The following is a 13894-nucleotide window of genomic DNA, read 5'->3' on the forward strand; positions in this document are numbered from 1 at the left end:
TGCGCGGACGCCCGATAAACGCGCCGTCCGCTGGGCTACACTCACCCCATGCCCGGCACGTGGCGGCGACACATTCGCAATGCGATGGTCGCGATAATGGGAATGTCGCTCCTCGCACTGGCCTACTGGACATTCAATTCAGGTCTGGCCGAAAATGACGCCCGCGCGAGCGTGATCAGCTGCTTCATCGGGCTGGCCGCCCTGGGCGTGACCGTCGCCGACTACCTGCGCGGCGGCGAAGAACGCCCGCTGCGCCCGGAAGAGCTGGCCGACGACCTGGCCAGCACGATCAAAGGGCAGTGGCTGGACGAGGCCCGCGCCCGGGGCCTGAGTGACACGGGAGTCCTCCCGCTCACCTGGTCCGCCACTGATCGCCAGGTCAGTGACACGTCGGTCGTCCTTTCCGGGCCACCCCGCACCGGTCGAGTGCTACGACTCCGTCTGACCGGCCGGATCACCGGCGGATTCGATGAGGCGACGGAGCAGCTCGCCGCGGATTACGGCCGCCTGGCCAGCGGCCGGCTCGTCATCCTCGGCGAGCCCGGCGCGGGCAAGAGCGTGCTGGCGATCCTCCTCACCCTGGGCCTGCTCGGCAAAACCCGCGTCGCCGGCACCCCGGTTCCCGTCCTGCTGGCCGCTTCGTCGTGGGATCCGGTCAGCGAGCCCATGGACGAGTGGATAGTACGGGCGCTGGCCGCCTCCTACTACAACGGCCGCCCCCAGATCCCCCAACTGCTGTCCGATCGCGGACTCCTGGTGCCTGTCATCGACGGTCTGGACGAGATCCAGGAGTCGGTGCGCCGCAGCGCCGTCCGCGCCATCAGCACCGCGATCGGCCGCGAGCGCCCGGTGATCGTCACCTGCCGATCCGTCGAGTACGAGGACGTCATCACCGGTGGCGTGCCGGTGTTGCGCAAGGCGCCGGTGGTGGAGGTCGCCCCGCTCGCCGCCCCGGACGTCGTCGCCTACCTCTCGGAGGTCCCCTGGCCCGACGGCACCGACTGGAGCACCGTCTTCACCCACCTGCACGACGACCCCGAGGGTCCGGTTGCCACCTCTCTGTCCACTCCCCTCATGGTGTCGCTCGCCCGTCGCACCTATCAGCGCTGCGGCGGCGATCCGGGTGAGCTGCTCGACGATGCGAGGTTCGGCAGCAGGCACGCCGTGGAGGACTATCTCATCGACCGCATGATCGACGCGGCGTACACGACGCCGACCGCCAAATGGGACGCCCACAAAGCGCGGGGCTGGCTGGTGTTCCTCGCGAAATACCTGCATCAGCATCGCGAGCGGGATCTGGCGTGGTGGCTCCTCAGCCAGCGACTGCTCTCACCGTGGGTCGCCTCCGGCATCGGCATCACCGCCGGGTTCATCCTGCTCATGATCATGTTTGCGACCTTGGGAACCCCTGACCCAGACACCGGCACGACCACTGGGGGTGTGCTGGACATGCTCGGCGGCAACGTCACGGTCTGCGTGTTCTACGCGGTGCTGGCCATGGTCGCCTGGTACATCGGCGCGGGCCGAGCACCGGGGAAGCTCTCCTTCGCGCTGACCGGGTCCTTGGTGCGGCTGCGCCGGGGATTCGCCGCAGGGGCCGCTCTGGCCGCGATCCTGCTGGTCCCGACAGCGATCGGGGTTGGGATCGTCAGTCTTGCCGGACCCTGGCCGCCTGAGCCGGCAGTCATCGAGAGGTACTGGCACTTCCTGGCGCTGATGGTCTCGCTCGCTTGTGTCATCGGGCTGGCGATGGCCGTCCACAGCTGGCTGGAAGCCCCGCCCACGCGGTCGGCTCAGGCGAGTCCTCACGCGTTCCTCCGGCAGGACCGCGTCTCTTCTCCGGTCGGAGCCGTGGCCGCGGGCACCGTGCTTTCACTGGCTTCGCTCCCCTGCCTGGCCGCCGGGGTCGCCGTCGCCGGCGTCCTCATGAGATTGGGCATGGGGTGGTCAGGTGAGCCGACCGCAAGCGACGTGATCGACGCCAGTTTCGGCATTGCCGGCTACCGCTCGCTGCTTCCTCTTTCGACCACCCTTCTCATCGGACTGGGATTCGGCCTTCTCATCATGCTCACCCGTGCCTGGCCGAGGTTCGTCATCGCCAGAGCGGTCCTGGCAGCACGTGGTCAGTTGCCCTGGCGGCTGCTCGGCTTCCTCGCGCATGCCCGCAAGGAAGAGTTACTGCGACAATCAGGTGGAACGTACCAATTTAGGCATTATCGGGTGCAAGAGTGGCTGGCGAATCAGCAGTTGCCAGTCTCGGCTTCTTCCGCCATCAAGGCAAAGCGGCGGCGTCGCTCGCTTGTCGCAGCAGCGACCGTCACCGGCCTGCTCGCATGGAACACCCTGATCGGAAATCTGCCTGATGATCAGTCGCAGGCTACCTTTCTGACCGATGGATATCCGATCTTCAGCACCGATGGGAAAACCGTCGCATTTGCCGATGGACGCGGCAGGGTAAACATCTGGCAGTGGAACATACAGCGACATGTCCACACCCTCGCATCGAATCCCGGCCAACCCTTGTCATTCAGCGCGGATGGTCGGCTTCTCATGGTGGACAGTGCCGATCCGGCCGGCTCCACCGTTCAGATATGGGATGTCGGCACGGGAAAACTGCTTCGGCAGGTCATTAAAACTTTTGATGATTATACGTCTTTCACCCCCGACAGCAGCGCTTTCACGCTATACAGGAGAAACGCGCCGCTTCAGCTGGTGGACATACGTACAGGATCACTCCGCGCGCTACCGGCGACGGTCTCCGCTCTCCGGTCAGACGTCACTGACGTCACCTTCAGCCCGGACAGCCGAACACTGAGCACTGTTTCTGGCAGCGGAAGCGCGGTCTGGATATGGGATGCCGGCGAGCTTCGGCCTCTGTGGAAGCTCAGGACCAACGACGTCTCTTCAACTTGGTACAGCCCGGACGGCCGCACGCTGGTGACTTATCCCTTAGAAGCACCAGGAAGGGTGACGCTATGGGATGTCGGCAGCGGTAAACAGCTAGATTGGCTGAACTCAAGTCCGTCAAGACCCATAAGCGAGGCGAGTTTCAGTTCTGACAACCGCACCCTGGCGGTTATCAGTGCCACGGGCGGCACCATCTGGATGTGGGATCTGGCGCACAAGCGGACACCGCAGAGGCTGACGATTGCCGGCGACACCCTCTATAACGCCAGCAGCGCACAGTTCAGCCCCGAAAATCGCTTCGCCGTAGTGGTCATAGACCCCCCTGGCGACTCATCGGAAGATGATGACACCGCCTGCATCTGGGACACGGCCACCCGCCAATCCTGCGTTCCATTGCGCATTCATGGCAACATCCTCAGAGGCATACGGGCGGTGGCCTTCAGCCCTGATGGACGCATCTTTGCCGCAGCGGTCGATGAAACGGTTTGGCTATGGGACACCGTTACTGTCCAGCCCCGCCGTCAGCTCGTCGGGCACACCGGCCCCGTGTCCGAAATCCAGTTCAGCAGCGACGGACGAACGATGGCCACAGAGGCAGACGACGGCACCGTCCGCGTATGGAACACAGCGACGCCTTCACGTGAGTACTCCAACGCCATTCCGCCATCCTGAGCCGCTTGACGTGACGCGATGTTCTGCTTGGGTCAGGGCCTACTCTTCCTTGCCTGAGTCCGCTCCGTCCTTATCGGGCGGCGAGGTGCGCGGCCGGTTCGGACGTCACTAGCCGAGGTACGGTCCCTCATCCTCGAGACCGCGGTCTATCCGCAGCCGAATCGCCGGATGGATCGCATAGTCGTCGAGGGCATCGGGCTCGACCCAGCGCACCTCACGCGCTTCCTCCGGCTCTGGCCGCACGTCTCCGCCGACGACGCGGGCACGCAGGCACACATTGATAGGCTGCCGAACCTCGTCCACCTTCTTGCCGTGCATGTAGACGATGACGTGATCTGGCGTGGAGAAGATTCCCACCAGACCCGTCACGTCTACCTCGAGACCGGTTTCCTCGCGACATTCCCGCACGCCCGCTTCCGCGACCGTCTCGCCCTTCTTCACTCCTCCGGTGGGGATCGTCCACAACTCGTTGTCCGTACGGCGCAGCAACAGCAGACGACCGGCTTCATCACGGACGAACACCGAGGCGGATGCCTTGCGGCTGGTCGGCTTCGGTGCGTCCGGGTCCCGCCAGTGGTCGATGCGTCGGCGCTTCTTCATGCGGACTCCCCGTACTCCCACGGCCGGGCGGATGCCCATACCCGCTCGAACGACTCCAGGTAGGTGTTGAACCACGCCCCGTCCATCCTCCGCAGGTGGATCGTGGGCGTGTAGGCGGCGAGCAGTCCGTACACGTGGACGTTCACCAGCATCTGATCATCGAACCGGTAGATGCTGTTGTAGAGCGGCGTGTCGTGGAGCCTGATCTGCACGGTCGGCGGCATGCGCCGGCCGTAGTAGGCCAAGACCGCCGTCACCCGCCCGGCGACGCCACCGCCGATCTGGTACTCGGCGTCGCGTGACGCGAGCTGCGCTCCCTGCGGGTCTCCGAGCAAGAGTCGCACGCGCGTGCCCGTCTTCGCCTTGCTCGTCAGGGTGGGAAGCCAGTCGGGGTGCTCCTCCGTGAGGAACAGGCCGGCGAACGCGAGCAGGTCAACGTTGCGTTCCGCGCTGCGTAGCGTCTCCGTCCACAGGTGGCGCGGCACGTCGTTGCGGCGCGGGTAGGAGGCGATCACCTCGGCGCCCACGAGCGATGCCTTGTCGATCGCGTCGGGCCACAGATAGGACTCGTCCTCTCCGAGGATGGCCGCGATCCGGTAGCGGGTCTTGGGGTACGGCACGACGGTGCTGTGTAGCCAGCGCTCAACAGATTTGACGCTGACCTCGGCCACGCCGGCGAGTTGTTGAGGATCGAGCCCGGCCCGGAGCATGGCTCGGCGCAGGCGTTCGTTCACCATGGCGGCATCCTGCCGCACCACACCTTCGTGCATCTAGGTGACCGCAAGATGTCTCTAGGTGTCCAATGGTGACGGCGCGCTGTCCCCCGGCTACGGAACATGCTTCACGGTAGCTGCAAAAGCGCAGCTCGTGAGAGGTGTGTGACGTGCCGTTGATCGACCCGAAGCTGAACGCGCTCGTTCGAGCCGCCGACCAGCACGCCCGTCATCTTCTCGCTCAGGCGGAGCTGCAGCTCGACATGCGAGCCCGGCAGCTCTCCGTCCTGCGCAACACCTACCCGGGATGGAGCATCGCGTACGAACCCGACTCGACCGGCCGGATGTGGTGGACCGCCCGGCTCAGCCACCAGATCACCTTGGAGGAGGCCACAGCCGGAGTCCTGCCGTTCATCCAGTGCCAGGACGCGATCGCGCTCGCGACCACGCTGGCCTGGCAGGCGGCCCTCATCCATAACGCGCAGTCCCGCCAGGGGCCCCGATGACTCCCCAAGCCCGCCGGTTGCGGGTGCCGCCGGCCGTCCGCGGTGTCCCGTTAGGGCTTGGGCTTCCTCTCCCGTGATCTCACCCAGGCGGTGAACCCCTCGATCGCGTCGACGACCGCCTCGAAGCGGACCGAGTGGTACAGGTCGAAGGCGTGGTTCCCGCCGCGCAGTTCGGCGTAGACGACGGGGTTGGCCGAGGTCTGGCGTAGCTGGTCGGCGAAGTGCCGGGCTTCGGTCACGGGCACCACCGGGTCCAGATCGCCATGGGCCACGAGGAACGGCGGTGCGTCCGCGGTGATGTGGGCCAGGGGCGAGGACTCGGGCCCCTGGCCGAAGTAGGAGCCGTACCAGCCGTTCAAGTAGATGGCGCCGGTCACGCAGGTGTCGGCGTCCTCGAAGCCCGGCTGGAAGGCGGGGTCGTTCTGGGTGAGCGCGGCCAGCGCCGCCATGTGCCCGCCCGCCGAACTGCCGGCGACGAACAGCGTTGAGGGGTCCGCGCCGTACTCGTGGGCGTGCTCGCGCGCCCAGGCGATGATCTTCTTGAGGTCGATCAGATGGTCTGGGTGCTGGGCCTGGGGCCGCAGCCGGTAGTTGCCGCTGATGCACACCCATCCCTGGCCGGCGAGGTGGTAGAGCAGGGGAAGCGACTCGCTGTTCTTGTGGCCGCCGGAGTAGGTGCCGCCGTGCAGGTGGATCATGACGGGCGCGCCTTGCGGGCGCGAGCGGTGATGGTAGAGGTCGAGCAGGTTGTGGGGGCCGGCGTCGCCGTAGGAGAGGTTGGCCACGCGCCGGACGTCCAGGCGGCGCTTGAGGATGGGCAGGAACAGGATGCGGGCCAGCGGGGGCCGGCGGCGCAGCCCTTCGGCGAGGTCGGCGTCGAGGGCAGCGCGCCATCCGGCGCCCAGCCCTTGGTCCAGGGCGTGCTCGATCCGCGCCCGCTCCCCGAGTCCGCGATGGGCGATGACCGCGAGCCCGAGCGTGGTCACGGCGGCCAGGGCGACGATCGCCCACCCGCCCACCGAGTCGATGTCGCCTTCGGCGAACGCCAGCGCCGTCGGGAGCAGCAACATCCAGAAGAAGGCCGCGAACGGCAGCTCATTGGCGGCCAGACCGAAGTAGTAGCCCGGGCGGCCGAGCGGGCCTGAGAACGGCACCGGCCGTAACGCGAACAGCGCGCCGATCGCGACAAGCGCCACAGGGAACAGATACCCGACGGGCACGAAACCTCCAGGGGTGAACACCGGCTGGTCGGAGACCGTGACCGTCCGCGCGCCGACGTACGGCTTCGGCATGGGCCGAGAAGAGCGCCTGACCTGGGGTGACCATGACGCCCTCCGGTCTCCGCCTCAACCTTAGACTAAACGACACGTATCGTGTCGCCAGGGCGATGCCCGAAAGGGCCGCTCAGTGTCAACACGACACGTTCCGTTTCCACCTACAGTGGCGGCATGTCCAAGGCACCGAACCCAGCGCGCCGCAGGGAGAGCAGCCGGCAGGCGATCCTCGCCGCCACCGGGGAACTGTGCGGCCAGCTCGGGTACGGGCGGCTGACCATCGAGGCCATCGCCGCCCGCGCAGGGGTGAGCAAGAAGACCATCTACCGGTGGTGGCCGTCCAAGGGCGCGGTCGTCCTGGAGCTGCTCGACGAGACCGCGACCATCGCCGCCGACCCGCCCGACACCGGCGACCTGGCCGCCGACCTGCACAGCATGCTGACCGAGGTCATCGGCATGCTCGCCCCGCCGCACACATCACCCGGCACCGGAGTGATCGCCGAGGCACTGCACGACCCCGACCTCGCCCGCGACCTGCGCGAACGCATCATCCAGCCGCGCATCGCCACGTTCAAGCAACGGCTCCGCCGAGCCCAAGACGCCGGCCAACTGCACCCGGACGCCGACCTCGACGTCGCACTCGACCTGCTGTACGGCCCGCTCTACCACCGCATGGCCCTCCACCTCGGCATGCCCGACCCCGCCTACCTCCGCTCCCTCATCACCCACGTCCTGCGCGCCCTCACCCCACCGCCCCCACCGAACCCGCACTGAAACAACACCACCCGGCTTGACCTTGACGCGACGTCAACCTGTCTAATCGGTGGTGATCACCACCGACGGAGAGGGACCCGATGGTCAGAGCCGCGCTGAGGATCCTGGGCTTCGAGGTGAAGGGGCTGGTGGCCCTCGGGTTGTGGCTCGCGCGCCGCAAGCACGGCGTCCCCGCCGGCGCCATCACCGCGACCTACGCCAAGGAGCAGACGTTCATGTTGTCGCTCCTGCTGTTCGCGACGGTCGTCGAGACCGTGGTCCTGGACCTGCTGCTCGCCGCGACCGGCGTGCCGGGCTGGCTGCGCTCGGGGGTGCTGATCGCCGACCTGTACGGCCTGCTGTTCGGCGTCATGCTGGCCGCGACCTGCGCCACCAGGCCGCACGTCCTCACGGCCGGCGAGCTGCGCGTCAGGTACGGCGCCTACTTCGACCTCCGCGTACCCCGCGACCTGATCGCCTCGGTGCGCACGAGCCGCGACGACAACGCGAAGGGAATGGTGACGATCGAGGACGGCCGGCTCAGCGTCGCGGTCGCCTCCAGGACCAACGTGACGATCGAGCTGACCGAGCCGATCGCGGTCGTCCGCCCGCTCGGCCGCCGCGCGGAGGCCGGCACCATCCGCTTCTTCGCCGACGATCCGGGGCCTGTGGTGGCGGCCCTGCGTTCCGGTTTGACGCTGCCTTCCTAACCTCTAGGCGAGCCCCTTTTATGGGGTTAAGTTCCAATACAGCACCATCTCGGGATCTTCCACCCTCGACCTCGGATGGAGGCGCCGCCATGCCGCTCGCCTGGAGAAATGGCATGAGATCACCCATCGCCGCGGCGATCACCACACTGTCCTTAGCCCTGGCCGCCGCCGGACCGGGCGCCCCGCCCGCCCACGCCGCCGCCCCGACCGCCCACGCCGCCGCCGCTCCGACCGCCCGCACCGCCGTCGCCGTCGCGCCGAACATCTCCCTGACCAACGTCAAAGCGCATCTGGCCCAGCTCCAGTCCATCGCGACCGCCAACGGCGGCACCCGCGCGCACGGCCGCCCCGGCTACCTGGCCTCGGCGAACTACGTCAAGGGCCTGCTCGACTCCGCCGGATACACCACGGCGCTGCAGTCCTTCACCTACAACGGCGCCACCGGCTACAACGTCATCGCCGACTGGCCGGGCGGGGACTTGAACGACATCCTGATGACCGGCGCGCACCTCGACAGCGTCACCGCCGGCCCCGGCATCAACGACAACGGCTCGGGCAGCGCGTCCATCCTGGAGACCGCGCTCGAAGTCGCCCGCCAGTCGCTCCAGCCCACCAAGCACCTGCGTTTCGCCTGGTGGGGCGCGGAGGAGCTGGGGCTGCGCGGCTCGCAGTTCTACGTCAACAACCTGCCGGCCGCCGAACGCGCCAGGATCAAGGGCTACCTGAACTTCGACATGGTCGGCTCCCCGAACCCCGGATACTTCGTCTACGACGGCGACAACTCCGACGGCACCGGCTCCGGACCCGGACCGGCCGGCTCGGCGGCCCTGGAGAAGACCATCCAGGACTACTTCACCTCGATCGGGGTCGCGACCCGGGGCACCGACTTCGACGGCCGCTCCGACTACGGCCCGTTCATCGCCGTGGGCATCCCGGCGGGCGGCACGTTCACGGGTGCCGAGGGCATCAAGACGGCCGCGCAGGCCACGTTGTGGGGCGGCACGTCCGGCCAGGCGTTCGACGTCTGCTACCACCGCGCCTGCGACACCACGGCCAACATCAACGACACGGCGCTGGACCGGAACGCCGACGCGATCGCGTACTCGGTGTGGACGACCGCCACCGCGGTGCCCCCTGTCGTGGTCTGGCAGGACACCTTCGAGACGGCGAACGGCTGGACCGTGAACCCGGCCGCGACCGACACCGCCACCACGGGCCAGTGGGAGCGCGGCGACCCCGAGGCCACCACGTCGTCGGGGGCCAAGCAGCTCGGCACCACGGCCAGCGGCACGAACGACCTGGTCACCGGGAGGCTCGCGGGCACCTCGGCGGGCGCGTTCGACCTCGACGGCGGTGTCTCCTCGATCCAGTCGCCGCCGATCACGTTGCCCACGGGCACGCTGAACCTGTCGTTCTCCTGGTATCTGGCGCACGGCTCGAACGCCTCCAGCGCCGACTACCTCAGGGTGCGCGTGGTCGGCACCACCACGGCGACCGTGTTCCAGCAACTCGGCGCGGTCTCGGACCGCGACGGTTCGTGGGGCTCGGCCACCGCCGGTCTCAACGCGTTCGCGGGCCAGACGGTCCGCATCCTCATCGACGCGGCCGACGCCTCAGGAGCCTCGCTGGTCGAGGCGGGCGTCGACGACGTCAAGATCACCCGATAGCTCCCTCGCGGACCGGGCCCTCGCCCGGCCCGGTCCGCCACACCCTTGTGGAGCCGCCCCATGGCACCTCCGTTATCGACCTATGTCCGTAGATCGACCCTTCCCTTGCTGGCCGTCGCCCTGCTCGCCGCCGTCCTGACCCCGGCCGCGGAGGCCGGCGCCCCGCGCGACCGCGAGATCGAGGGGATGGTGCGGCAGGTGTCCGCGCGCGACATCGGCCGGGTCATCGCGAAGCTCGCCTCGTTCGGGACCAGGCACACCCTGTCCAGCCAGGACGACCCGGCGCGGGGCATCGGCGCCGCCCGGGACTGGCTCTACGACGAGTACGGCAGGATCGCCGCCACCTCCGGCGGGCGCATGACCGTGCAGAAGCAGTCGTTCGTCCAGCCGGTCTCGCCGCGCGTCCCCGTCCCCACCGTGATCACGAACGTGGTCGCGACGCTCCGCGGCACCCAGGACGCCGGCCGCACGTACGTGGTCAGCGGCCACTACGACTCCCGCTGCACCGACGTCATGAACGCCACCTGCGACGCCCCCGGCGCCAACGACGACGCCTCGGGCGTGGCGGTCGCCCTGGAGGCAGCCCGCGTGATGGCCGCGCACGAGTTCGACGCCACCGTGGTCTTCATGGCCGTCGCGGGCGAGGAGCAGGGCCTGTACGGGTCCGCGTACTTCGCGCAGCAGGCCAAGCAGAACAACGTCGACGTGCAGGGCATGTTCACCAACGACATCGTCGGCAGCGCCGACGGTGAGAACGGCCGGGACCCGCGGTCGGTCCGGGTGTTCTCGGAAGGTGTGCCCACCTCGGAGACCCCGGCCCAGGCCGCCGTCCGGCAGTCGGTCGGGGGCGAGAACGACGGCGTCTCCCGGCAGCTCGCCCGCTTCGTCAACGAGAGCGCCAAGCTCTACGTGCCCGCCTTCGACGCCCGCATGTACTACCGCAGGGACCGCTACCTGCGCGGCGGGGACCAGATCCCGTTCCTCCAGCAGGGGTACGCCGCCGTTCGTTTCACCGAGGTGCACGAGGACTACCGGCACCAGCACCAGGACGTGCGGGTGGAGGACGGGGTCCAGTTCGGGGACCTGCTGCCGTTCGTCGAGAACGACTACGTGGCACGGGTCGCGCAGGTCAACACGGCGGCGCTGGCGGCGCTCGCCCGCGCGCCCAGGTCCCCCGCGCGGGCGGCGGTCGTCACCAGCCGGCTGACCAACGACACGGACCTGCGCTGGGACGCCAATCCCGAGCAGGACCTGGCCGGGTACGAGGTGGTGTGGCGGGACACGACCGCGTCGTCGTGGACGCACACGCGGTTCGTGGGCGACGTGACCTCGTACACGGTGGAGGGGATGTCGAAGGACAACTTCCAGTTCGGGGTGCGGGCCGTGGACAAGACGGGGCATCGCAGCCCCGTCAGCTTCCCCGTGCCGGCGAGCTGAGGAGGGGAGCCGGGCGGGCGGGGGCCGCCCGGCTCTCCCTTGGGGTCAGTTCGCCGCTTCGGCCGTCACCGCGGCCGCCGCCCGCTGCGTGGCGGCGCGGGGCGGGATGGCGCGCAGGTTGAGTGCGTACCTGGCGGTGGAGTCCGCGATGGCGTCCAGATCGACGTCCAGGGCGGTGTCGTTGATGTTGGCGATCGTGTCGCACGCCTGGTGGTAGCAGACGTCGTAGGCGACCCCGGCCGTGCCGCCGAACAGCGCCGCCTCCTCCGGCGTCTTGATGCCCTCGGCTCCGGTGAAGATGCCGCCCGACGGGATCCCGACCGCGATGAACGGCCCGTAGTCGGAGCGGCCGTCGAAGTCGGTGCCGATGGTGGGCAGGTTGCGGGAGCCGTAGAACTTCTCCAGCTGCTTCTCGATCTCGGCCGATCCGGGCGGCCCGGCGGGCGAGCCCTCGGCGTCGGAGTCGTCACCGTCATAGAGCATGTACGCGTAGTTCGGCGAGGCGACCATGTCGAAGTTCAGGTACACCCGGATGCGGTCCCGCTCCGCGGCGGTCAGGGCCTCGACGTACTGGTCGGAGCCGAGCAGGCCGATCTCCTCGGCGGCCCAGAAGGCGAAGCGCACCTTGTTCTTGATCGGGAAGCCCGCCATCTCCTCGGCGACCTCCAGGATCGAGGCGGTGCCCGAGCCGTTGTCGTTGATGCCGGGACCGGCGGGCACGCTGTCGAGGTGCGCGCCGACCATCACGACGTTGCGCGGGTCGCCGAAGCGGGACTCGGCGATCACGTTGTCGTTGGTGCCGAGCACGAGCGTGGCGTCCACCTTGAGCCGCACCGTCGCGCCGGGAGTCGCGGCCAGCTCGTTGCCGACGGCGAAGTCGGCGAACACCATCGGGATGCCGGCCCGCCACTCGCCGATGTCCAGCGGGTACGCGTCCGTCCGCCCCGGCTGGCCCTCGTTGAACACGATGAGCCCGGAGGCCCCCGCGCGGCCCGCGTTACGCACCTTCAGGGCGAAGGCGCAGGTGCCGCGCTGGACGAGCGCGATGCGGCCGGCCACGAAGCCGGCGAAGTCCGACTCCTCGCAACCACTGGTCGAGGTGGGCGTCGGGGTCGGCGGCAGCGTCAGGTCCACGCCCTGCACCTGCGCGGTCACGTCACCGGCCGGTGAGGGCTGGAAGGTGAAGAAGTCCTCGTTGGGGAGGAAGGTCTTGGCGGTGGGCGCGGTCAGGTTCAGGGTGGGCGGGCTGTTCTCGGTCCAGCTCTCCACGAAGTCGATCGGCTTCAGGGTGACCTTGTAGCCGGCCTTGCGCAGCTTGCCCGCCACGTAGTCACGGGAGGCGTCGTAGCCCGGCGTGCCGGCCGCGCGGGTGCCGCCGTTCGCGGTGGCGATCGCCTGGAGGGCTTCGAGGTGCTTCTTGGCGTTGGCGCCCTTCACCTTCTTGACGAGCAGTTTGGCGAAGACGTCGTCCAGACCTGTGGCGCTGGCCGGTGTCGCCATGGCCACGGGTAAGACGAGGGCGGTGATGATCGCGATAACGATTCTGCGCATAAGGGGTCCCCCTGATGGGCCTGGAACGCGGCACTTTTCCCCCGAGCCGCGACGAGAACGTAACCCGTCCAGAAATCACTGTGAAGACCCACTAATGCGGCAAAATCCTTACATAGCCCTACTCGCCGCGCCGGGCGCGTGCCGCGCGGCGCTTGCCCTCATGCATCGCCCGCACGCGGGCCACCGGGATCGTGTGCCCCTCCGCGACCAGGTCGTCGGGCAGCCGCTGCGGCCGCGGCATCTGCTCGGCCCACGGGTCGGCCTGCTTGAGCAGCCCCGCCGCCGTACGGACGGTGAAGTCGCCCGGCGCGACCTGGCCGAGGTCCGCCCAGGGCACAGGGAAGGAGACCGGGACGCCGGGGCGGATGCGGGGGCTGTAGGCGGCCGCCACCGTGGCCCCGCCCGCCCGGGTGGAGTCGACGAACACCTTGCCCGCGCGGTCCTCCCGGATGAACTCCGTGGTGGCCAGCGCCGGATCCAGCCGCTCGGCGCGGGCGGCCAGCGCCCGGGTGGCCGCCGCCAGGTCGTCCATCGCGGTCTCCGGCACCACGGGCACGAACACGTGCACGCCCTTGGCCCCGCTGGTCTTCACCGCCCCGGACAGGCCGGCGTCGGCGAGCGCCTGGCGTACCAGGAAGGCGGCACGCACGGCCAGCGGGAACGCCTCGGTCCCCTCGGGCGGGTCGAGGTCGAGCACCATGTGCGTGGGGTGCTCGCCGGCGAACAGCGCCGGGTGGTATTCCACCGCCCGCTGGTTGGCGAACCACAACAACGTCCTTCTGTCGTCGCACAGCGCGTACGTCACCTGCCTGCGTGACGCCTCGGCCCAGACGGAGACCGACTTCACCCACTCGGGGGCGTACTTGGGCAGGTTCTTCTGCATGAACGGCGGTTGCCCCGGGCGCACCCGGACGACCGAGAGCGCGCGCCCGCGCAGCACCGGGACGATGCGGTCGCTGACGGCGTCGAGATAATCGACCAGGTCGCGCTTGGTCGCCCCCGCCTCGTCGAAGATCGGCTGGTCGAGGTTGCTCAGCGCGACACCGTCACGCGTCTCATCGGTGGCCACCCGCCCTACGATGCCGACACGCGCACCACCGGTCA

11 protein-coding genes are annotated in these 13894 nt (G+C 68.7%); 6 read left to right on the plus strand and 5 right to left on the minus strand.

Going from position 1 to position 13894, the window contains the following annotated elements; translation table 11 throughout:
* The first annotated feature begins 48 nt into the window (after positions 1 to 48).
* Positions 49 to 3579 carry an NACHT and WD40 repeat domain-containing protein gene (locus ACWD0F_RS31765; protein WP_449881872.1) on the plus strand — a complete coding sequence of 1177 codons (3531 nt, stop codon included), beginning with the start codon at positions 49 to 51 and terminating at the stop codon, positions 3577 to 3579.
* Positions 3580 to 3687: 108 nt separating this feature from the next.
* On the opposite strand, the gene ACWD0F_RS31770 is transcribed toward ACWD0F_RS31765, so the two are convergent.
* A complete protein-coding gene (locus ACWD0F_RS31770) occupies positions 3688 to 4179 on the minus strand; it encodes an NUDIX domain-containing protein (protein ID WP_449881875.1) in 492 nt (163 codons plus the stop codon).
* Positions 4176 to 4949 (minus strand): XRE family transcriptional regulator, encoded by a 774-nt coding sequence (locus tag ACWD0F_RS31775; RefSeq protein ID WP_449881878.1) that lies wholly within the window; start codon positions 4947 to 4949, stop codon positions 4176 to 4178. The genes ACWD0F_RS31770 and ACWD0F_RS31775 overlap by 4 nt, the downstream gene beginning before the upstream one ends.
* A gap of 113 nt (positions 4950 to 5062) precedes the next feature.
* On the opposite strand from ACWD0F_RS31775, the gene ACWD0F_RS31780 reads away from it, so the two are divergent.
* Positions 5063 to 5398, plus strand: coding sequence for a hypothetical protein (locus ACWD0F_RS31780; RefSeq protein ID WP_449881881.1), 336 nt, complete (start codon positions 5063 to 5065; stop codon positions 5396 to 5398).
* Between the two features lie 50 nt (positions 5399 to 5448).
* On the opposite strand, the gene ACWD0F_RS31785 is transcribed toward ACWD0F_RS31780, so the two are convergent.
* The gene (locus tag ACWD0F_RS31785) at positions 5449 to 6690 is read right to left on the minus strand and encodes an alpha/beta hydrolase (RefSeq protein ID WP_449881883.1); all 1242 of its coding nucleotides are present in this window, start codon (positions 6688 to 6690) and stop codon (positions 5449 to 5451) included.
* Positions 6691 to 6846: 156 nt separating this feature from the next.
* Here ACWD0F_RS31785 and ACWD0F_RS31790 point away from each other — a divergent pair, with 156 nt between their 5' ends.
* The 4 genes from ACWD0F_RS31790 to ACWD0F_RS31805 all read left to right on the plus strand — a co-directional run bounded on the left by ACWD0F_RS31790 (position 6847) and on the right by ACWD0F_RS31805 (position 11239).
* Positions 6847 to 7446 (plus strand): TetR/AcrR family transcriptional regulator, encoded by a 600-nt coding sequence (locus ACWD0F_RS31790; RefSeq protein WP_449881886.1) that lies wholly within the window; start codon positions 6847 to 6849, stop codon positions 7444 to 7446.
* Between the two features lie 80 nt (positions 7447 to 7526).
* Positions 7527 to 8135: a hypothetical protein gene (locus tag ACWD0F_RS31795; RefSeq protein WP_449881889.1), complete on the plus strand. Its 609-nt coding sequence runs from the start codon at positions 7527 to 7529 to the stop codon at positions 8133 to 8135.
* Between the two features lie 113 nt (positions 8136 to 8248).
* A complete protein-coding gene (locus ACWD0F_RS31800) occupies positions 8249 to 9802 on the plus strand; it encodes a M28 family peptidase (protein ID WP_449881891.1) in 1554 nt (517 codons plus the stop codon).
* Between the two features lie 60 nt (positions 9803 to 9862).
* On the plus strand, positions 9863 to 11239 hold the full coding sequence (locus ACWD0F_RS31805) for a M20/M25/M40 family metallo-hydrolase (RefSeq protein WP_449881894.1): 1377 nt from the start codon (positions 9863 to 9865) through the stop codon (positions 11237 to 11239).
* A gap of 45 nt (positions 11240 to 11284) precedes the next feature.
* On the opposite strand, the gene ACWD0F_RS31810 is transcribed toward ACWD0F_RS31805, so the two are convergent.
* The gene (locus tag ACWD0F_RS31810; protein WP_449881895.1) at positions 11285 to 12790 is read right to left on the minus strand and encodes a M28 family metallopeptidase; all 1506 of its coding nucleotides are present in this window, start codon (positions 12788 to 12790) and stop codon (positions 11285 to 11287) included.
* Positions 12791 to 12908: 118 nt separating this feature from the next.
* Positions 12909 to 13859 (minus strand): DNA polymerase domain-containing protein, encoded by a 951-nt coding sequence (locus ACWD0F_RS31815; RefSeq protein ID WP_449881898.1) that lies wholly within the window; start codon positions 13857 to 13859, stop codon positions 12909 to 12911.
* Positions 13860 to 13894: the final 35 nt, after the last annotated feature.

This window comes from Nonomuraea sp. NPDC002799, from assembly GCF_053592075.1.

Excerpts from the sequence above, each read along its gene's own strand:
- ACWD0F_RS31805 (WP_449881894.1), top strand. The coding sequence starts at position 9,863 with ATGGCACCTCCGTTATCGACCTATGTCCGTAGATCGACCCTTCCCTTG.
- ACWD0F_RS31790 (WP_449881886.1), top strand. The coding sequence starts at position 6,847 with ATGTCCAAGGCACCGAACCCAGCGCGCCGCAGGGAGAGCAGCCGGCAG.
- ACWD0F_RS31770 (WP_449881875.1), bottom strand. The coding sequence starts at position 4,179 with ATGAAGAAGCGCCGACGCATCGACCACTGGCGGGACCCGGACGCACCG.
- ACWD0F_RS31800 (WP_449881891.1), top strand. The coding sequence starts at position 8,249 with ATGAGATCACCCATCGCCGCGGCGATCACCACACTGTCCTTAGCCCTG.
- ACWD0F_RS31795 (WP_449881889.1), top strand. The coding sequence starts at position 7,527 with ATGGTCAGAGCCGCGCTGAGGATCCTGGGCTTCGAGGTGAAGGGGCTG.
- ACWD0F_RS31765 (WP_449881872.1), top strand. The coding sequence starts at position 49 with ATGCCCGGCACGTGGCGGCGACACATTCGCAATGCGATGGTCGCGATA.
- ACWD0F_RS31810 (WP_449881895.1), bottom strand. The coding sequence starts at position 12,790 with ATGCGCAGAATCGTTATCGCGATCATCACCGCCCTCGTCTTACCCGTG.
- ACWD0F_RS31775 (WP_449881878.1), bottom strand. The coding sequence starts at position 4,949 with ATGCACGAAGGTGTGGTGCGGCAGGATGCCGCCATGGTGAACGAACGC.
- ACWD0F_RS31785 (WP_449881883.1), bottom strand. The coding sequence starts at position 6,690 with ATGCCGAAGCCGTACGTCGGCGCGCGGACGGTCACGGTCTCCGACCAG.